Here is a 17,487-nt window from a genome sequence, read left to right on the forward strand (position 1 = left end):
CGCCATGCAGATTCGTGATATGTCGGTGCCTTTGGGTGAAGGTGTGGCGTTTCAGGTCCGGCGAATCCGCCATCAAGCGAGCGCTGGCCCAACCCTGGTTTTTCTGCATGAATCTCTGGGCAATATTGCCCTTTGGCGGAAATTTCCGGAGCGCCTGGCCAGGGCGTCAGGGCTGGATGCTCTCATATACGAACGCCGGGGCTACGGTCTGTCCACGGATGAAGTGCTCCCACGGCCGTACACCTATCAGGAGGATGAGGGCTCTGTCTTATTGCCGCGCCTGCTGGACGTGCTTGAACTACGGGAAGTCATCCTGATCGGCCACAGTGACGGCGGTTCGATAGCCCTGATTGCCGCCGGTGCGCTCGGTGACCGGGTAAAAGGGTTAATCACCATGGCGGCCCATACCTGGGCCGATCACCTGACTGTCTCGGGCATCCAGGAAATGCAGACTCGCTATCGGGAAGAAGGGCTGCGCGAGAAATTGCTGCGCCATCATGGCGAGCGCACCGATGATATTTTTAATGCCTGGCACACCATCTGGCTGGATAAGGGGTTCCAGGAATACATGGATTTCAGCCGTTGGCTGGACGCCATCCAGTGCCCGTCTATGATCATTCAGGGAGAGGATGATGAGTATGGCGTTCCCGAACAGGTGACAGCGATTGTCGAGGGAATTGGTGATTCGGCCACACCGGTTTTTCTACCGGAAACCGGACACTCGCCGCACCTGGAACACCCTGAGGAGGTGGTGCAACTGGTGTGTGAATTCCTGGCCGGGCTGAGTGCCGAAAAATCCACAGATTAATATTGACGTTTACGTATACGTTAACCTAATCTGTAATTATTAGTTTTCATGTACAACAATAACAAAAGGTGGGATGTCACCATGAGTGACCAGTTCGTACTTGAGACCCGCGGCCTTGTAAAAGAATTCAAAGGCTTCGTTGCAGTCGACGACGTGAACCTCAAGGTTCAGCGCGGCCATATCCATGCCCTGATCGGGCCAAACGGCGCGGGTAAGACGACCGTCTTCAACCTGTTGACCAAGTTCCTCCCCCCGACACGAGGCACGATCCTGTTCAACGGCAAGGACATCACCGCGATGAAGTCCGCCGCCATCGCTCGCAGGGGCGTGGTCCGTTCCTTTCAGATTTCGGCGGTCTTTCCCCATATGACCGCACTGGAAAACATTCGTGTGGCGTTACAGAGTTTTGAGGGCAACACGTTCCAGTTCTGGAAGTCGGGAGGCAGCCTGAACAAACTGAATGAGCGCTGCATGGAACTGCTCGACTCCGTAGGACTCACCGAATTCGCCAACACCACCACGGTTGAACTCGCGTATGGCCGGAAACGTGCCCTGGAGCTGGCCACCACTCTGGCCATGGAGCCGGAGTTGCTGTTGCTCGATGAGCCAACCCAGGGCATGGGTGGCGAAGACGTGGAGCGGGTCGTGGAGCTGGTGCGCAAAGCCGCCGAAGGGCGGACCGTGCTGATGGTTGAGCATAATCTCGGGGTGGTAAGCAAGCTGTGTGACCGGATTACCGTTCTGGCCCAGGGGGCCGTGCTAACGGAAGGGGAGTATCAGGAAGTCTCCGAGGATCCCCGTGTACGGGAAGTCTACATGGGTACCGCGAAGAGCACTCAGGAGGCAGTCGAATGAGTCTGGGGTCGGACAAAGAATACGAACAACTCAGAGTTTCCGGGCTTCACGCCTTCTACGGTGAATCCCACATTCTCCACGGCATCGATTTGGTGGTGCACCGTGGCGAACTGGTTACCCTGTTGGGGCGCAACGGGGCAGGGCGCAGCACAACGCTGAAAGCCATCATGAACATGGTCGGCCGCCGCACCGGCTCGATCATGATCAACGGCAACGAAACCATGACCTGTCAGCCCCACCATATTGCCAGGTTGGGTGTTGGGTATTGCCCCGAACACCGGGGCATTTTTTCCGCACTCAACGTTCAGGAAAACCTGACCTTGCCTCCTGTGGTACGCAGCGGCGGCATGAGTCTGGAAGAAATCTACAGCATGTTCCCGAACCTGTACGAGCGTCGTTTCAGCCAGGGCACCAAGCTCTCCGGCGGTGAACAGCAGATGCTGGCCATGGCGCGCATCCTCAGGACCGGCGCCAATATGCTGCTGCTGGATGAGATCACCGAGGGCCTGGCCCCGGTGATTGTCGAGAAACTGGGAGAAGTGCTGATCAAGCTCAAGAACAAGGGCCTGACGATTGTCCTGGTGGAACAGAATTTTCATTTCGCCGCACCCCTGGCGGACCGTCACTACGTGATGGAGCACGGCCAGATTGTGGAGGAAATCAGCGCCGACGAGCTTGAGGCCAAGCAGTCGATGCTGGACAACTATCTGGGCGTTTGAAGCCCGGTAGATAAGAGCAAAAAGCAACAACCAAAAACCCGATACAACCAACGCAATGACAGCAGCGGAGATACAACAATGACAATTATGAAAAAGCTCCTCACAACAGCGATTGCCTCAGCCATGATGGTAGGGAGCGCCCAGGCCGAAATTTCTGATAAAACCGTGAAAATCGGTTATCTGGCGGATATGTCGGGCACTTACCGTGATCTGGCGGGCCCTAACGGTCTGAAAGCCCTTGAGATGGCAATTGCCGATTTCGGTGGTGAAGTAAACGGTTCAAAAATTGAAGTCGTCAGCGCCGATGACCGTAACAACCCGGACTCTTCCTCCAGCACCGTACGGCGCTGGCTTGAGAATGAAAATGTGGATCTGGTTGCCGGCATGGTCGCCTCCTCTGTCACCATCGCGGTGACCAAGCTTCTGGAGGAGAACAACAGCCTGGGCATTGTGTCTGGCTCTGCAGCCTCCAGCATTACCAACGAGCACTGCACCCCGAACCATATTCATTACGTTTACGACACCTACCCACTGGCGAACGGTACCGCAAAGGCCGTTGTGCAGGAGGGGGGTAAAGAGTGGTTTATCCTGACAGCGGATTACGCCTTCGGTCACGCCCTGGAAGGGGACGTGACCAACGTGGTTGAGGAAAACGGTGGTAAGGTGATCAAGACCGCCCGCCATCCATTCCCGACATCGGACTTCTCCTCCTACATCCTGCAGGCACAATCCTCCGGCGCGGATGTGGTGGCCCTGGCGAACGCCGGCTCCGATACCACGAACGCCATCACCACGGCCGGTGAATTTGGCCTGACCCAATCCGGTCAGACCCTCGCCGCCCTGTTGCTGTTCCTCACCGACGTACACGCGTTGGGTGTTGAGTCCGCTCAGGGAATTCAGTTGACCACTGGCTGGTACTGGGACATGAACGAAGAGACCCGGAAATGGTCCGACCGCTTCATGGAAGAAACCGGCGTACGTCCGACCATGGTGCATGCGGGCATCTACTCCAGCACCATGCAATACCTGAACGCGGTAAAGGCAACCGGCTCGGATGATGCTCAGACCGTGCGTAAGCAGATGATGGATACTCCCATCAACGATATGTTCGCCACCAATGGGCGGATTCGTGAAGACGGCCGCATGGTTCATGACATGTACCTGGCGGAAGTGAAAACTCCGGAAGAGTCCGAGAACGAGTGGGACCTTTACAAGATTGTCCGCACTATCCCGGGAGACGAGGCCTACCGCCCGCTGTCCGAGAGCCAGTGTTCACTCGTATCCAAGAACTGAGGTATTGACCAACGGTTCGCCCCGCAACCCCGGCGGGGCGAACTCTGGAACCTGCAGATTTGCAGACCGGCTACCAGGTTTGCACTGCTTTTGGAGTTTGCAACATGTCCATGATTCTGGGAGTTCCCGTTGCTGTGCTGTTCGGCCAGCTATTGCTCGGGATAATCAACGGTGCCTTCTATGCCCTGTTGAGCCTTGGGCTGGCGGTTATATTCGGCCTGCTCAAAATCATTAACTTTGCCCATGGCGCCATGTATATGCTGGGCGCGATGGTCACCGTCATTATGTTTGATGCCATGGGCATCAACTACTGGGTCGCTCTGTTTCTGGCCCCTGTGGTGGTTGGTTGCTTTGGTGTGCTGATCGAGTATTTCCTGCTGCGTCGGATTGCCGGCCAGGACCATATCTACAGCCTGCTGCTCACGTTCGGCGTGGCCCTGATGATCCAGGGTATCCTGACCAATATTTACGGGGTATCCGGCATGCGTTACTCCATGCCGGACATATTCCAGGGCGGATTCAAACTGGATTTCATGTTCCTGCCGTATTACCGGGCCTGGGTCATTTTCATGGCGCTGCTGGTGTGTTTTGGTACCTGGTTCATGATTGAGAAAACCAAGTTGGGATCCTATCTGAGGGCTGGCACCGAAGATGCCCAACTGATGCAGGGCTTTGGTATCAACGTGCCATTGCTGATCAGCCTGACCTACGGTTTTGGCGTCATGATCGCCGCCTTTGCTGGCGTTCTGGCTGCGCCAATCTATTCGGTGAATCCGGTGATGGGCTCGAACATTCTGATCGTGGTATTTGCCGTCGTCGTTATCGGCGGTATGGGGTCCATAGCGGGCGCCATTATTACCGGCTTGCTGATGGGGGTCATAGAAGGCTTTACCAAGGTTTTCTACCCCGAGTTCTCTTCGGCGGTCATCTTCCTGGTGATGGTTGTTGTGTTATTGATTCGCCCGTCGGGCCTGTTCGGTAAGGAGGCGTAATCATGGACAACCCTGTCAACCAGAGCGATATCCAGAAGAGCATGCTGCAACAGCAGAAAGCGGATCAGCGTCGCAAGCACATACTCAATCTGGTGTTGCTGGCCCTCCTGCTGATTGCACCGGCGGTGTTCTACCCGGTCTTCCTGATGAAGATTCTGTGTTTTGCCCTGTTCGCGGTGGCTTTCAACCTGCTGCTGGGTTTCACTGGCTTGCTGTCCTTCGGGCACGCGGCGTTCCTGGCGACCGGGAGCTATACCACCGGCTACCTGCTGTCTAACTACTCCGGATTGACAACGGAAATGGGCATTATCGTGGGCACCGTTGCTGCTACCGTGCTGGGTGTGTTTTTCGCCCTGGTGGCCATACGCAGGCAAGGTATCTATTTTGCGATGATCACCCTGGCACTGGCCCAGCTGGTGTACTTCATGTTCGTCCAGGCGCCGTTTACTGGTGGTGAGGACGGCATGCACGGTGTGCCCAGGGGCTACCTGTTCGGGTTTATTGACCTGGAAAATAACCTGGCGATGTACTATTTCGTGCTGGCCGTTTTCCTGGGGGGCTACCTGCTGGTGCAGAGAGTTGTAGGATCACCTTTTGGTCAGGTTCTCAAAGCCATCAAGCAGAACGAACCCCGGGCCGTGTCCCTGGGTTATAACGTCAACCAGTACAAGGTACTGGCGTTTGTCATGTCTGCCGGGCTGGCCGGATTGGCGGGATCCGTGAAAACCGTTGTCTTCCAGCTAGCTTCGCTGAATGATGCGCACTGGCATATGTCGGGCGAGGTTATCCTGATGACCCTGCTGGGCGGAACAGGCACGCTTCTGGGCCCTGTATTTGGCGCTACCTTCGTGGTTAACCTGGAATACCAGTTATCCCAGGGCCCGCTGGGGGATTGGGTAGACCCCATCCTGGGCGGCATCTTTGTGCTGACCGTGATTGCCTTCCAGTCGGGCATTGTGGGTGAGATCCAGAAGTTCGTAAAAAAGAACCTCGGTTGAGGCGTACAGCCATCCAAGCCTTTGGTGGGATCGAATAAGGGCCGCACATAAGTGCGGCCCTTATTCGTTTAAATATCAAAGATTGTTAAATCTGGTATCGATATTATTGACATGTTTAAGTGCATTACCTATCTATGAGATGCACGTCACAAAAAATATTAAAAAAAGTACATGTTGTTCCCCACCAGATCCGGAGAGAACTGGCGACTCGACAAGGAAGGCAACCCGAAAACAAGTAGGAAGAAGGGGTTGTAGGGATGGAAAAAGCTACCGTTGTGCTGGTGGATGCCACGCAGTATGGGGCAGACCCGGCGGTTGTCAGGGTGATTGAGCGGCGTTTCCCGCTGGTCTGTGTAACGAAGCAGGACGATCTCGAAGCGGTCTATGCATCCGAGGGACGATACATTACCTGTTTTGAGTTCGACTTTCCGGACATACCCAGTCTCTCGATGTTGAGCGAGGCAAAACGGGATTTTGCCTCGATACCGATGGTGATGTTTACCGAACAGCACTCTGAGGCCCTGGCCGTTTGGGCCCTGCGAACCCGGGTCTGGGATTACTTTGTAAAGCCGGTTAACGAAGGTACCGTGGTTGAATCCCTCAACCGGCTGGATCGGCTTCTGGCGGAATCCTCAAACCGCGACCGCCGCAGCACAATCCATCAGAAGCAGCCCCTGCCTGACGACGCCCGCTTCCAGAAGCACCGCGGCGAGGACAAAACGGTTGAATCCGCAGCCTCCTACATTGAGCAACACCTGGCCGACAAACTGATGCAGGCGGATATAGCCGAACGGTGCGGCACCAACAGCTATCAGCTGAGCAGGGCGTTCAAGCGGGTGTACGGCATTACCTTCCAGGATTACATCATGCGGCGCCGCATTGAAAAGGCGACCACGTTGTTGCACAACAACAGCGCCACCATCATGGACGTTTGCTGGTCCGTCGGTTTCCATGATGCCTCCCATTTCACCAAGATGTTCTACCGACACACCGGCATGACGCCGACCCAGTATCGCCATAAATGGCTTACCGCCCGTGGTGAGGCTGCCCTCCCTTTCCAGCTCTCAGTCAGTGACCCGGTCAAGCTCTGACCGGGTTTGCAAGATCCTCCTATTTTTTCACCAGAATACTCCTAACGGTTAATCCTGGCCCTTTCTATGATCGTTGGTACAGCGCACGGAATGGTGGCTGTACAACAAAGGAAGCTCGTCTAACGACTGCAGGAGTAACAAAATGAAAAACTTCAAGGAAAAAGTAGTTCAGTTTCTTCGTGATGAGGAAGGCCTGGAGCTGTCGGAGTATGCGGTAGCAGGTTCGTTGATTGTCGTGTTGACCGTGACAGCGTTTTCGGAGCTTGGCCAAGCGGTAGCGGTCAAGATCGGTGAAATCACCGGAATCATTGAAAACGGTGCACCGGCGGCTCCGTAACTGCACTTTGGTGCTGAGAAAGCGGGATCACCTTGATCCCGCTTGATTTCTGGAAAAGGGGGGAACGTCATGGATGGAGGAGCCGGCATTACTGCGATCCTGATCAGTGGCCTTGTGGCTGCAGTGGTATTTGATTGCTCTGAAAGCCGCATCCCTAACTGGCTGATCATTTGTCTTGCAGTTGTGGGGATTGTTTTACACACCTGGATGGGACATTTGGGCGGTCTTTTGCAGGCGCTGGCAGGATTGTTGGTCGGGCTTTTATGTTTCCTCCCGTTTTATATGTTTGGTGCGATGGGGGCCGGAGACGTCAAGCTTTTGGCCGCTGTAGGAGTACTCATCGGACCCGCCCAGGTGGCGTTTGCCGCCATCCTGACGGTGATTGCTGGTGGGGTGATCGCACTCATCTACATCACTGTCAGAGGTGGGCTTCTCCAGATGATTCGACGTTATAGATCAATGCTTATGTCGCTGGCAACAATGCAGCCACGCTACATTCCTCCGGCGCCTGGCGAGGCTGCCGGACTCCGTTTTCCCTACGCGCTGGCAATTGCCTGCGGAACGGCCCTGGCGGTTATTTAACGACCGGAGTCAAAAGAAATTCCAAGTAAGGAGTGAGCAATGGAAGCCGAACTCATACCCTCTGAAGACTGGGGCGTCGATTACCTGGCAACCAGAATGATTTCCAGGCCGCACACCCTTGAGGACACCGGCCTGGATCACTTCTTCGTGGCGGACCTGCTGCTGAAGCATCTTAACCTGGTCAGCAATCAGACTCTGCACCAGTTATCCCGTCATACAGCGCTGCCTGGTGCCATTTTGGAGCCGGTGATAAACCTGCTGCGGCAGGAAGCCAAGGTGGAAAGTCGCACTGAGAACCTTTCCGGCAAGGGCCTTCGTTATGCCCTGACCGACCGTGGGCGCGCTGTGGCGCTTGATGCGTTGTCACGTGACGGATACTGCGGTCCGGCTCCGGTTTTACTGTCGGATTATGAGGCGTTGGTCCGGCGCCAGTCGGTCTCCAAATGCGTTGTGACCGAAGAGGATATCCATCGGCTGTTCAGCAATACCGTAGTGGAGGAACGCCTGTTGGCCCAACTGGGCCCGGCGGTTCATTCCGGTCGTGCCATATTTATCTACGGCCCGGCAGGCAGTGGCAAGAGTTATATCTCCCGCCAACTGGTCAGGTTGCTTGCCGGTCCGGTCTACGTCCCATACGCCATCCTGGTGGGCGATACCGTTATCAGCCTGTTTGATCCGGAGTTCCATCATCCGGTTCATGGCGAGGAGCAGGACCCGGTTCATCTCACCAGTGGCCATGATCCCCGATACGTTCTGTGCCATCGCCCTGAGGTCACCACCGGTGGTGAGCTGACCCTGGACATGCTGGACCTGAAGTTCGATGAACAGCGGAAACAGTATCAGGCGCCCATACAGCTCAAGGCCAGCAACGGCATGTTGCTGATTGATGACCTGGGCAGACAGCGGGTGTCCCATATGGATCTGCTGAATCGCTGGATCGTTCCCATGGAGGAGAAGCGGGACTTTCTGAATCTTAGGGCGGGGCAGCACTTCGCTGTTCCGTTCGACATGTTGTTGATTTTTTCCACCAACCTGAACCCGCTCGAGTTGGCAGACGAAGCCTTCCTGCGCCGGATCGGGCACAAAATCGGTTTTAAAACCCTGGAGCCGGAATCGTACCTGCGGTTATGGCAACAGGTCTGCCAGGAGATGGCGATCGAAAACGATCCTGAGGTTACCCGGATCATGATGACAGAGCTATACCCGAAGCAGGACAACGTCCTGTTGCCCTGTCACCCCCGGGACCTGCTCGGTCTGGTCAGTGATTACTGCCGGTATCGCGGGTTACCGGCCAGGCTCAGCCGGGAGTCCATCCGATGGGCCTGGCAAAACTACTTCGTACACATGGATAACGTGGGGTGACCGCTATGTTCAAGTCAAGAACTTTACTCATGCTTTCTTTTGCGCTGCTGATGGGGCTTGGCGCCGCCTACCTGGCACGAGGCTGGGCGGTGGATCGCTTTGCTTCACCAGCTACTGACGATGGCGTACCCGTGGTGGTGGCGGCGCTACAGATTCCTTTCGGAAAGAAACTGGAAAAGAGTGACCTGAAAGTGGTCAATATGCCGAGATCCATGGTGCCATCCGGGGCCTATGAAGAGCCCGTTGCCATTGAGAGTACCGTTGCGATGACCACCATTTATCCCGGTGAGGTGATCCTGAAGGAAAAAGTGGTTGCCTTTGGCGGAGGCAGTGCGCTGTCGGCCGTTATCTCGCCCAACAAGCGGGCGGTGACCGTCCGGGTCAACGACGTGATTGGCGTGGCGGGCTTCCTGATGCCCGGTAACCGGGTGGATGTGGTTTCCGCCATTCCCAACGGAAACCGCCGCTATCAGTCCCGGACCCTGCTGGAAAACGTCAAGGTGCTGGCAGTGGACCAGACCGCATCACCGGAAAAAGACAAGCCGGTGATTGTGCGGGCAGTCACCCTGGAACTGAGCTCGGACGAAGCTGAAGAGCTGATCAAAGCGACCCAGGAAGGGGTGGTGCAACTGGCCTTGCGGAATCCATTGGACGACACCATGCGCCCGGCACTTGAGCCGGAACCGGTAAAAGAGGAGGTCGTGGTGAAAGCGCCAGCGCCGAAGCCGCGGAGAGTGGTTGCCACCTCGTCCAGGGTCACGATAATTCGTGGCACGGAAGTCAGCACCTCGAAGGTATCCATGTAACCGAATGTGTGGAGTGGCGGTTGCCAGTGGATTGCAGCAGCCGGACGGGAAGTAAAACAGGAGAGAGTGACCATGATAATAAAGGCGCGGAATATATCGCTGGAAGGCTTTCTGATCAGCCTGGCTTTGATGTGCGTACTGGTGTTCCCGATAGGAGCCCGCGCTCAAGTCATGCTCGCGAGCGGGATGGACAGGCAGGTTGTGGAAGTGGCCCTGAACCAGTCCCAGATTCTCTACCTGGAGCAACCGGTAGCAAAGATCTCCGTTGGCAACCCGGATATCGCCGATATCCTGATTCTGCGCTCGCGGCAACTCTACGTGGTGGGCAAGAAGCTGGGGACTACCAATGTGACCCTGTGGGATAACGACAATCAGGTGGTCAGCGCCGTTGGTATTGAAGTTAACCACGACCTGGAAAGCCTGAAATCGAAGCTCCATCAGATCCTGCCCGATGAGGAGATCGAAGTCAGGTCATCGCAGGACGCCATCATTCTGAGCGGCGAGGTAAGCAGTACTGCCCGTATGATGGCGGCGCTTGATCTCGCCGGCAGCCATCAGGGCAGTGAAGAAGGCAAAGTGCTCAACATGATGCAGGTGGGGGGCGCGCAGCAGGTCATGCTGGAGGTTCAGGTGGCCGAGGTTTCAAGGGACTTCCTCAAGCGCATTGGCGCCAAATTCGAGGCTATCAATGCCAACTCCTTGTTGACCATTGGCGCCGGCAACAATGGCACCGCACTGGCCCCGTCCGGCGCGTTTATTCCGGGTGGCGGGTTTGACACCGTAACAGGCGGGTTGCCGGCCACGCAGATCCTCCGCGAAGCCATGACTTTTGAAAGTACCGGATTGTTTGCCAGCTTCCTGGACGGCGACACCCTGTTTGATCTGGTGATTGACGCCGCTCAGGAAAATAATCTGGCCAAGGTTCTGGCTGAGCCAACATTGACCACCCTCACGGGACAGGAAGCCACTTTCCATGCGGGGGGCGAGTTTCCGATTCCGGTTGGCAGCGGGCGTGACGATGGCATTCGAATTGAGTTCAAGGAATTTGGCGTCAGCCTCGGGTTCCTGCCCACGGTACTGGATTCCAACATGATCAGCCTTAAGCTCAACATCAAGGTCAGCGAGCTGAGCAACCAGAATTCCATTGCGCTGGCAGTACCTGATACATCTGCCACCTTTTTCATCAACGCCCTGACTAGTCGAAGTGCGTCATCCACGGTTGAACTGGCCAATGGCCAGACCATCGGGGTGGCTGGGCTGATTAACGAGACCTTGAGGGAGCGGGTGGACAAGTTCCCTGGATTGGGCGACCTGCCAGTACTGGGCAACCTGTTCCGAAGCCAGGAATTTATCAAGGGTAAAACTGAACTGGTGATTCTGGTCACTCCGCACTTTGCCAAACCAGTGGATCGTGATCGGTTTACCTTGCCGACGGATTATTTTGTGGAGCCGTCGGATCTGGAGTTTTACCTGCTGGGGTATACCGAAGGCCGGCATGAGCCTGGTACCGGTGCCAAGTCGACCCAGCAGGGAAGTGTGAAGGGACAATTCGGTCATGAACTCTGAGGTGGAAGCCATGGATGCTTACAAACGCAATTGGAAGACAGTAGTGGCAGGGCTGGCAGCAGGCTTGCTGATGATCGGATGTGCCTCGCCCAGTTCCGAGGACCAGTTCGGTAACTCGGTGCGCCAGATGATCTCGGCCCAGAAATACGTTTCGCCGGATCAGCAAACCCGGGAGTTGCCGGTGTTGGATGGTCGTAAAGCGGAAGCCGGATACAACAGTTATCGCAAGGAGACTGGCAACCCTGCGCGAATGAATCCGGATATGACCGGCGGTGTTGGTCTTGGGCTCCAGCGCTGATTCCAGCGCTGAACAGGAGGGTGAGCCATGGTACTGGTAAACGGGGTCAGGCAGTTACAACAAGGTGCTATTCTGCCGCTGGCGGCTATTTCCCTGGTGGGTATTCTCGGCATGGCCGCCCTCGCGCTGGATATCAGTAATGCTCACCTGGAAAAGACGCGGCTCCAGAATGCTCTGGACGCCGCTGCGCTCAGTGCAGCCAAGGTGCTGGATCAAACCGGTAACACGGCTCTGGCTGGCAGCGCGGGCCACACCACTTTTGTTGCCAACGTGGCCGCGCCAGGCAATGCAGGGCTGGGGGCAGCTTCCAGCAATGGCGATCTCAGCCTGGTGCTCGAATTCTCTTCCACGCTGAATCCGTTTGTGGCCGGCACCACACCCGCACAATACGTCAGGGCAAGTGTCGCCAATTATGACGTCGGAGAATGGTTTGCCCCGGTACTCGGGTTTGATGAGCTGGCGGTCGCCGGTACTGCGGTTGCCGGTCCGAGTCCGGCCCTGCAAAAAGCCTGCAATGTGGTGCCCATGATGGCCTGTGGCACTCCACAGGAGGAAAGCCCCCCAGGCACTACCTTTGGTTACTCCCGTGGGGAGGTGGAGCAGTTGAAAATCGGTTCTGGCACCTCATCGGAAGTCGGGAACGGCAACTTCTACCTGATCCGACTTGATGGCAGCAGCGGTGGCGCTGACGTAAGGAAAGCCGCTGCGGGAGAGTTCGACGCCTGTCTGTCCGCAGGGGGGGATGGTGATATCGAAACAGAGCCAGGCAATACCGTCGGTCCGTTTGCCCAGGGTATCAACACCCGCCTGGGTATCTATAACGGCCCGGTGAACTCGACCGACTACCCGCCAGACTGGTTCACAAACCATGAGACCTATACGGAAGCGGATTACAACAACCAGACAATGCCCGCCTACGACCTGGATTGGTACGAATCGCAATACGAGAGCGTTGTTCCGGATCAACCACCGAGCGGTGCGCCTGGCCGACGAATCCTGACCATGCCGGTCGGTAACTGTGACGGACTGGCCAACGGGCAGGATTCGGTGGATTTGTTGGGCTTCAGCTGCTTTTACATGGTGGACCGGATGAATCAGGCGGGGCAGGCCGTGTTCTACGGCCAGTTCAAGGACGATTGTGGCGGCAGCGGAACGCCGGGGCCGAACCCCGGCGCTGGACTTGGGCCCCACATTATCCAGCTCTACAAGGATCCGGATAGCTTCGATAGCTGAGCGGTATTGGCGAATCAAGGAGTGAAGTCATGAGGGCATATCACAGAGCAGGGAAACAACAGGGTATCGCCGTGCTGGAATTCATGCTGACGGCGCCTCTGCTGATTCTGGTCGTTTTCGCTGTGAGTGAGTTGGGCTGGGCCTTCCACCAGTATCACACCATGACACGTGCGACTCAGGATGGCGCGCGCCATGCAGCATCTAATGCCATGGAAGCCAGTGTGGGTTTGATTTTCATTGATAGCGACCTGGTGCAGGAAGTGAGCAACCTGGTGGTGTTTGGAAATACCCTGGGCGCCGGCGAGCCGCTTCTGCCTGGTTGGTCGGCTGGCGATATCAGCGTATCCAGCCCCGACGCTGCCCACGTTGAGGTCCGGGCCATATACAACTACGTGCCAATTGTCGGAAGAATCCCTGCCTTCTACGGCGGCGACCCCATTGATGTGGCTTTCGAAATGAACGGCACCGTGCAGATGAGGGCGCTATGAACATCAGATCGCAGTCCGGTTTGCATACCGTGGAGTTCGCACTGGTCGGGGCGATGTTTTTCATCCTGCTGTTCGCGGCTATTGAGTTCGGTCGTCTGATGTTTGTCTGGAATACGCTGGATGAAACCAGCCGCCGGGCAGCCCGGGTTGCCGTTGTCTGCCCCGTTGAGCACAGCGCCATTCGGCGGGTAGCGATGTTCGATGAGCCGGGATCCTCCGGCAACAGTCCGGTGCTTCGGGATCTCTCAGAAGACCTCATTAACCTCGATTACCTCACCGTTACAGGCGGTGTAATGGCGGATCCGGAAGCGAACTACCTGGATATCGCGTTTGTAAGAAGTGAAGTCAGTGGTTTTCAACATCAGCTGATTATTCCGTTCTTTTTCCAGCAATTTGAATTGCCACCGTTTATTACCGTACTGCCCAGGGAAAGCCTGGGAGTGTCGCCGGAAGGTACCGGTTGTTTCGGATCAATCAGTTGAGTGAGCAGGGAAGGATAACGCCATGAAAGCACCGATGACGGTTTTGATAGCAGGGCGTAACGCCCGTGAACTGGAAGAGCTTGAGCAGATGCTTGCTAACCAGTCGGGCCTGTCCGTAAGCAAGCGTTTGATTACCAACGGGCACTCGGATCCGCTCCACAATGTTGTGGATTTGCCCGACGCCCTGGTGTTCTGCACCACAGTGGCCTGGGAAGACGAGTTGAAGTCCCTTGATGAACGCCCTGCGCAGGGGCGTGTGCCGACGTTGGTCACCGGCCCGGAAGATACCAATGTCATGCGTACTTCCATGCGGGTGGGCGCACGGGACTACTTCACCTTCCCGGTGCAAAAACAGGAATTGCTGGAAGCATTGCGGCGCATCGCCCGTGAGCTGCAACCGGCCAACGAACAGGCCGGGGGCCTGTTTGCGGTCATCAATGCCAAAGGGGGATCCGGCGCCAGCACCATTTCAGCGGCACTGGCCCACAGCCTGGCCGAAAGAATTGAGGACCGGGTCGCCCTGCTGGACATGGACCTGCAATTCGGCCACCTGGCGTCTGCGTTCGATATGCAGGAAAGCGGCAGCCTGATTGACGCCATCCTGAGGGCGGACAACATGGATCTGCTGGCGCTCGAAGGGCACATGATGAAGCACAAGAGTGGCCTGCATCTTCTGGGCAACAGTTCGGATCAGTTGGTAGTGCCCGGGGACATCGACGAGAGCCAGTTACAGAAGCTGCTGATGTTGCTGCGCTCGGGGTACGACCACACGGTGGTTGACCTGCCAAGACAGATTGATGGTGTCACCGGCGCCCTGCTGGAGTCCGCCGACCGGGTGCTGGTGGTCATGCAGCAGACCATCGCTCACATTCAGGATGCCCGCCGGTTACTTCATTACCTTACTCGCTATCTGGGCGTGCCGGAGGACCGGATCGGTCTGGTGGTGAACCGCTGGAACAAGCGCCTGGCGCTGACCACCTCGGACATCGAGAAAGCCCTGGGCGCCAGGGATCTGACCTGCATCCCCAATGATTACGCCAGGGTTGCGGAAAGTGCAAACCTGGGGGTTCCGCTACTGGAGGCCGCGCCATCGTCGCTGGTGAGTCGCAGCATGGTACAGATGGCGGAATCCCTGAGTGGCAAAAAAGTGGTGCCTCAGTCCGGCCTCGGTCGGGTCTGGCGAAAACTGGCAGGAGCCTGAGGAGGGCGTTATGGAACTGGGCAGAATGAATGACATCGACAAGGGCGAGCTGGAGCCCCCGCTGGTCCACCCAGGCAATGGCAAGGACTCAGCCCGACGTGCGGAAGAGGAGCAGGAGCGGGCCTGGAAACAGAAAATTCACCAGAAACTGATGAAGGTGCTGGATCTTTCCCTTCTGGGAACCCTCGGGCGGGAAGAGGCTGAGCGCCAGCTGCGGGATATTGGCCAGCGTTTGATGGCGGAAGAGTCCATTCCGCTGTCGCTGGCCGCCCGCGAGCGAATTCTTCGCCAAATCAAGGACGACATCCTCGGCTTTGGCCCGCTGGAGCCCTTGCTGGCTGACAAGTCCATCTCGGATATTCTGGTCAACGGCTACAACTGCGTCTATGTGGAGCGCAACGGCAAGCTGGAGAGGGAGGCTGTCAGCTTTCAGAGCGACACTCACCTGTTGAACACCATTGATCGAATTGTTTCCAGTGTTGGTCGCCGTATTGATGAGTCCTCGCCCATGGTGGACGCTCGTCTCAAGGATGGATCCCGGGTGAACGCCATCATTCCGCCTCTGGCTGTGGATGGGCCATTACTGTCTATTCGCCGATTTTCTATTGGCCACCTGTCCATGGAGTCGCTGATGGATAAGGGCACCCTGACGCCGGCCATCGCCAGCCTGCTGGAAGGCATTGTCCGGGGGCGGCTGAACGTGCTGATTTCCGGCGGTACCGGTTCCGGCAAGACCACCCTTCTGAACGTGATGTCCGGGTTTGTGCCCCACGACGAACGGATCGTCACCATTGAGGATTCCGCGGAACTGCAACTGCAGCAGCCCCATGTGGCGCGACTGGAAACCCGCCCGCCGAACATTGAGAGCAAGGGTGAAGTTACCCAGCGGGACCTGGTCCGTAACAGTTTACGGATGCGCCCGGACCGCATCATCGTCGGCGAGGTGCGGGGAACAGAGGCGCTGGATATGTTGCAGGCAATGAATACCGGCCACGATGGCTCCATGACCACCCTTCACGCCAACGCCCCCCGGGACGCACTGACCCGGATCGAGAACATGGTATCCATGACGGGAACCACCATGCCGGTCAAGGCCATTCGTTCCCAGGTTGCCTCGGCCATCGATGTCGTTGTTCAGGTCGAGCGTCAGGAGGACGGTACCCGCCGGCTGGTGAGCGTGCAGGAAATCAACGGTATGGAAGGCGATGTGATTACCATGTCGGAAATCTTTACCTTCCGCCGTCATGGCCGCGATGAGCATGGTCGTGTACTGGGCAGTTACCTTGCAACGGGTATTGTGCCCCGTTTCCAGGAGCATCTGCACCAACGGGGCATTGTGTTGCCGTTGTCACTCTATGATCCGGAATTCGGGAGCTGAGCCATGGACGTGTTGGGAGATAAACTCTGGATTTTTATTGCACTGGTCTTCGTGGCTGTATTCCTGCTGTCGCAAGGACTGGTGATTCCGGTATTCGGAGAGAGCCGCGGCGCCCGAAAACGGCTGGGCCAGCGCATGAAACAGATTAGCGAATCGGACGGGGCTGCGGAGCGGGTATCCCTGGTGCGGGAGCAATACCTGCGGGACCTGTCGCCACTGGAGAAACAGCTGGAATCCATGTCGTTGCTGCAGCCGCTGGTCACACTGATCGCTCAGAGCGGATACCGTACCCGGGCTTACCGGGTGCTGTTGATGGCCATATTGCTGGCTGCGCTGGCTGGATTCATGGGTTATTCCCTGACCGGCATCTGGTGGGCGCCTCTGGCACTCTCGCCTCTCGGGGCCGCTATTCCCTTCCTCTACTTGCGCAGGAAGCGTAGTCAGCGTATTGCGAAAATTGAGGAGCAATTACCCGACGTGGTGGATGTCATTATCCGAGCCCTGCGAGCGGGTCATCCGTTTATTGAAGCGATTCGTCTGGTTTCCACTGAAATGCCGAGCCCGGTTAAAGAGGAATTCCAGACAACGTTCAACGAGATCAATTACGGGGGCGATGTCCGCATAGCTCTGTTTGGCCTGCTGCAGCGGGTACCCAGTGTACTGATCATGGCCCTGATTACCGCTGTGCTTGTACAACGTGAATCGGGCGGCAACCTGGCTGAGGTGCTGGAGAAGATCGCCTCAGTCATCCGTGGCCGGTTCCGTTTTCAGCGCCGGGTTCGAACGCTCTCCGCTGAGGGGCGAGTCTCCGCCTGGGTGCTCACCCTGACACCGTTTGTACTGTTCTTAATGATCACTCTGGTGAATCCAGGCTACATGCCCATGCTTACCGAGAATCCCCGGGGTGGCGATATCATCCTGACTTCCCTGATTCTGATCGTTGTCGGGGTTTTCTGGATCAAGAAGATCCTCAACATAAAGGTGTAGGAGGGAAGGGC

The 17,487-nt window shown here is 56.7% G+C and carries 19 protein-coding genes; all 19 read left to right on the forward strand.

Annotated features, from left to right (window positions below):
• Window positions 1-4: 4 nt before the first annotated feature.
• Window positions 5-808: an alpha/beta fold hydrolase gene (locus tag ACQUWM_RS06960; protein WP_428921628.1), complete on the forward strand. Its 804-nt coding sequence runs from the start codon at window positions 5-7 to the stop codon at window positions 806-808.
• Window positions 809-889: 81 nt separating this feature from the next.
• Window positions 890-1,663: an ABC transporter ATP-binding protein gene (locus ACQUWM_RS06965; RefSeq protein ID WP_407002154.1), complete on the forward strand. Its 774-nt coding sequence runs from the start codon at window positions 890-892 to the stop codon at window positions 1,661-1,663.
• The gene (locus ACQUWM_RS06970; protein WP_428921629.1) at window positions 1,660-2,382 is read left to right on the forward strand and encodes an ABC transporter ATP-binding protein; all 723 of its coding nucleotides are present in this window, start codon (window positions 1,660-1,662) and stop codon (window positions 2,380-2,382) included. Before ACQUWM_RS06965 ends, ACQUWM_RS06970 begins: the two co-directional genes overlap by 4 nt.
• 78 nt (window positions 2,383-2,460) lie before the next feature.
• Window positions 2,461-3,675, forward strand: a complete 1,215-nt coding sequence (locus ACQUWM_RS06975; protein ID WP_428921630.1) for an ABC transporter substrate-binding protein — start codon at window positions 2,461-2,463, stop codon at window positions 3,673-3,675.
• 104 nt (window positions 3,676-3,779) lie between these two features.
• Window positions 3,780-4,667, forward strand: coding sequence for a branched-chain amino acid ABC transporter permease (locus ACQUWM_RS06980; protein WP_428921631.1), 888 nt, complete (start codon window positions 3,780-3,782; stop codon window positions 4,665-4,667).
• Between the two features lie 2 nt (window positions 4,668-4,669).
• Complete coding sequence (locus ACQUWM_RS06985) at window positions 4,670-5,665, forward strand: branched-chain amino acid ABC transporter permease (RefSeq protein WP_428921632.1); 996 nt, start codon at window positions 4,670-4,672, stop codon at window positions 5,663-5,665.
• Between the two features lie 257 nt (window positions 5,666-5,922).
• Entirely contained in the window at window positions 5,923-6,756 is an 834-nt protein-coding gene (locus ACQUWM_RS06990; protein WP_428921633.1) for a helix-turn-helix domain-containing protein, read from the forward strand.
• Window positions 6,757-6,898: 142 nt separating this feature from the next.
• The gene (locus ACQUWM_RS06995) at window positions 6,899-7,093 is read left to right on the forward strand and encodes a Flp family type IVb pilin (protein ID WP_428921634.1); all 195 of its coding nucleotides are present in this window, start codon (window positions 6,899-6,901) and stop codon (window positions 7,091-7,093) included.
• 69 nt (window positions 7,094-7,162) lie between these two features.
• Window positions 7,163-7,675, forward strand: a complete 513-nt coding sequence (locus ACQUWM_RS07000) for an A24 family peptidase (protein ID WP_428921635.1) — start codon at window positions 7,163-7,165, stop codon at window positions 7,673-7,675.
• Window positions 7,676-7,714: 39 nt separating this feature from the next.
• The gene (locus ACQUWM_RS07005) at window positions 7,715-9,037 is read left to right on the forward strand and encodes an AAA family ATPase (protein ID WP_428921636.1); all 1,323 of its coding nucleotides are present in this window, start codon (window positions 7,715-7,717) and stop codon (window positions 9,035-9,037) included.
• Between the two features lie 29 nt (window positions 9,038-9,066).
• On the forward strand, window positions 9,067-9,843 hold the full coding sequence (gene cpaB / locus ACQUWM_RS07010; RefSeq protein WP_428921637.1) for a Flp pilus assembly protein CpaB: 777 nt from the start codon (window positions 9,067-9,069) through the stop codon (window positions 9,841-9,843).
• A 72-nt stretch (window positions 9,844-9,915) separates the two neighbouring features.
• Window positions 9,916-11,409, forward strand: coding sequence for a type II and III secretion system protein family protein (locus ACQUWM_RS07015; RefSeq protein ID WP_428921638.1), 1,494 nt, complete (start codon window positions 9,916-9,918; stop codon window positions 11,407-11,409).
• Window positions 11,399-11,707, forward strand: coding sequence for a hypothetical protein (locus tag ACQUWM_RS07020; RefSeq protein ID WP_428921639.1), 309 nt, complete (start codon window positions 11,399-11,401; stop codon window positions 11,705-11,707). The genes ACQUWM_RS07015 and ACQUWM_RS07020 overlap by 11 nt, the downstream gene beginning before the upstream one ends.
• Before the next feature lie 27 nt (window positions 11,708-11,734).
• Entirely contained in the window at window positions 11,735-12,940 is a 1,206-nt protein-coding gene (locus ACQUWM_RS07025; RefSeq protein ID WP_428921640.1) for a Tad domain-containing protein, read from the forward strand.
• Window positions 12,941-12,969: 29 nt separating this feature from the next.
• Window positions 12,970-13,428 carry a TadE/TadG family type IV pilus assembly protein gene (locus ACQUWM_RS07030; protein WP_407002166.1) on the forward strand — a complete coding sequence of 153 codons (459 nt, stop codon included), beginning with the start codon at window positions 12,970-12,972 and terminating at the stop codon, window positions 13,426-13,428.
• Entirely contained in the window at window positions 13,425-13,910 is a 486-nt protein-coding gene (locus ACQUWM_RS07035; protein ID WP_407002167.1) for a TadE/TadG family type IV pilus assembly protein, read from the forward strand. The genes ACQUWM_RS07030 and ACQUWM_RS07035 overlap by 4 nt, the downstream gene beginning before the upstream one ends.
• 22 nt (window positions 13,911-13,932) lie before the next feature.
• Window positions 13,933-15,111, forward strand: a complete 1,179-nt coding sequence (locus ACQUWM_RS07040) for an AAA family ATPase (protein ID WP_407002168.1) — start codon at window positions 13,933-13,935, stop codon at window positions 15,109-15,111.
• A gap of 10 nt (window positions 15,112-15,121) precedes the next feature.
• Window positions 15,122-16,489, forward strand: coding sequence for a CpaF family protein (locus ACQUWM_RS07045; RefSeq protein ID WP_428921641.1), 1,368 nt, complete (start codon window positions 15,122-15,124; stop codon window positions 16,487-16,489).
• Between the two features lie 3 nt (window positions 16,490-16,492).
• Window positions 16,493-17,476 carry a type II secretion system F family protein gene (locus ACQUWM_RS07050; RefSeq protein ID WP_428921642.1) on the forward strand — a complete coding sequence of 328 codons (984 nt, stop codon included), beginning with the start codon at window positions 16,493-16,495 and terminating at the stop codon, window positions 17,474-17,476.
• Window positions 17,477-17,487 lie beyond the last annotated feature (11 nt).

Source organism: Marinobacter sp. DUT-3, from assembly GCF_050379435.1.
Taxonomy (GTDB): Bacteria; Pseudomonadota; Gammaproteobacteria; order Pseudomonadales; family Oleiphilaceae; genus Marinobacter.

Excerpts from the sequence above, each read along its gene's own strand:
- ACQUWM_RS07000 (WP_428921635.1), top strand. The coding sequence starts at position 7,163 with ATGGATGGAGGAGCCGGCATTACTGCGATCCTGATCAGTGGCCTTGTG.
- ACQUWM_RS06975 (WP_428921630.1), top strand. The coding sequence starts at position 2,461 with ATGACAATTATGAAAAAGCTCCTCACAACAGCGATTGCCTCAGCCATG.
- ACQUWM_RS06970 (WP_428921629.1), top strand. The coding sequence starts at position 1,660 with ATGAGTCTGGGGTCGGACAAAGAATACGAACAACTCAGAGTTTCCGGG.
- ACQUWM_RS07030 (WP_407002166.1), top strand. The coding sequence starts at position 12,970 with ATGAGGGCATATCACAGAGCAGGGAAACAACAGGGTATCGCCGTGCTG.
- ACQUWM_RS07015 (WP_428921638.1), top strand. The coding sequence starts at position 9,916 with ATGATAATAAAGGCGCGGAATATATCGCTGGAAGGCTTTCTGATCAGC.
- ACQUWM_RS06960 (WP_428921628.1), top strand. The coding sequence starts at position 5 with ATGCAGATTCGTGATATGTCGGTGCCTTTGGGTGAAGGTGTGGCGTTT.
- ACQUWM_RS07040 (WP_407002168.1), top strand. The coding sequence starts at position 13,933 with ATGAAAGCACCGATGACGGTTTTGATAGCAGGGCGTAACGCCCGTGAA.
- ACQUWM_RS07050 (WP_428921642.1), top strand. The coding sequence starts at position 16,493 with ATGGACGTGTTGGGAGATAAACTCTGGATTTTTATTGCACTGGTCTTC.
- ACQUWM_RS06995 (WP_428921634.1), top strand. The coding sequence starts at position 6,899 with ATGAAAAACTTCAAGGAAAAAGTAGTTCAGTTTCTTCGTGATGAGGAA.
- ACQUWM_RS06965 (WP_407002154.1), top strand. The coding sequence starts at position 890 with ATGAGTGACCAGTTCGTACTTGAGACCCGCGGCCTTGTAAAAGAATTC.
- ACQUWM_RS07020 (WP_428921639.1), top strand. The coding sequence starts at position 11,399 with ATGAACTCTGAGGTGGAAGCCATGGATGCTTACAAACGCAATTGGAAG.
- ACQUWM_RS06985 (WP_428921632.1), top strand. The coding sequence starts at position 4,670 with ATGGACAACCCTGTCAACCAGAGCGATATCCAGAAGAGCATGCTGCAA.
- ACQUWM_RS07035 (WP_407002167.1), top strand. The coding sequence starts at position 13,425 with ATGAACATCAGATCGCAGTCCGGTTTGCATACCGTGGAGTTCGCACTG.
- ACQUWM_RS07045 (WP_428921641.1), top strand. The coding sequence starts at position 15,122 with ATGGAACTGGGCAGAATGAATGACATCGACAAGGGCGAGCTGGAGCCC.
- ACQUWM_RS06980 (WP_428921631.1), top strand. The coding sequence starts at position 3,780 with ATGTCCATGATTCTGGGAGTTCCCGTTGCTGTGCTGTTCGGCCAGCTA.
- ACQUWM_RS07025 (WP_428921640.1), top strand. The coding sequence starts at position 11,735 with ATGGTACTGGTAAACGGGGTCAGGCAGTTACAACAAGGTGCTATTCTG.
- ACQUWM_RS07005 (WP_428921636.1), top strand. The coding sequence starts at position 7,715 with ATGGAAGCCGAACTCATACCCTCTGAAGACTGGGGCGTCGATTACCTG.
- ACQUWM_RS06990 (WP_428921633.1), top strand. The coding sequence starts at position 5,923 with ATGGAAAAAGCTACCGTTGTGCTGGTGGATGCCACGCAGTATGGGGCA.
- cpaB (WP_428921637.1), top strand. The coding sequence starts at position 9,067 with ATGCTTTCTTTTGCGCTGCTGATGGGGCTTGGCGCCGCCTACCTGGCA.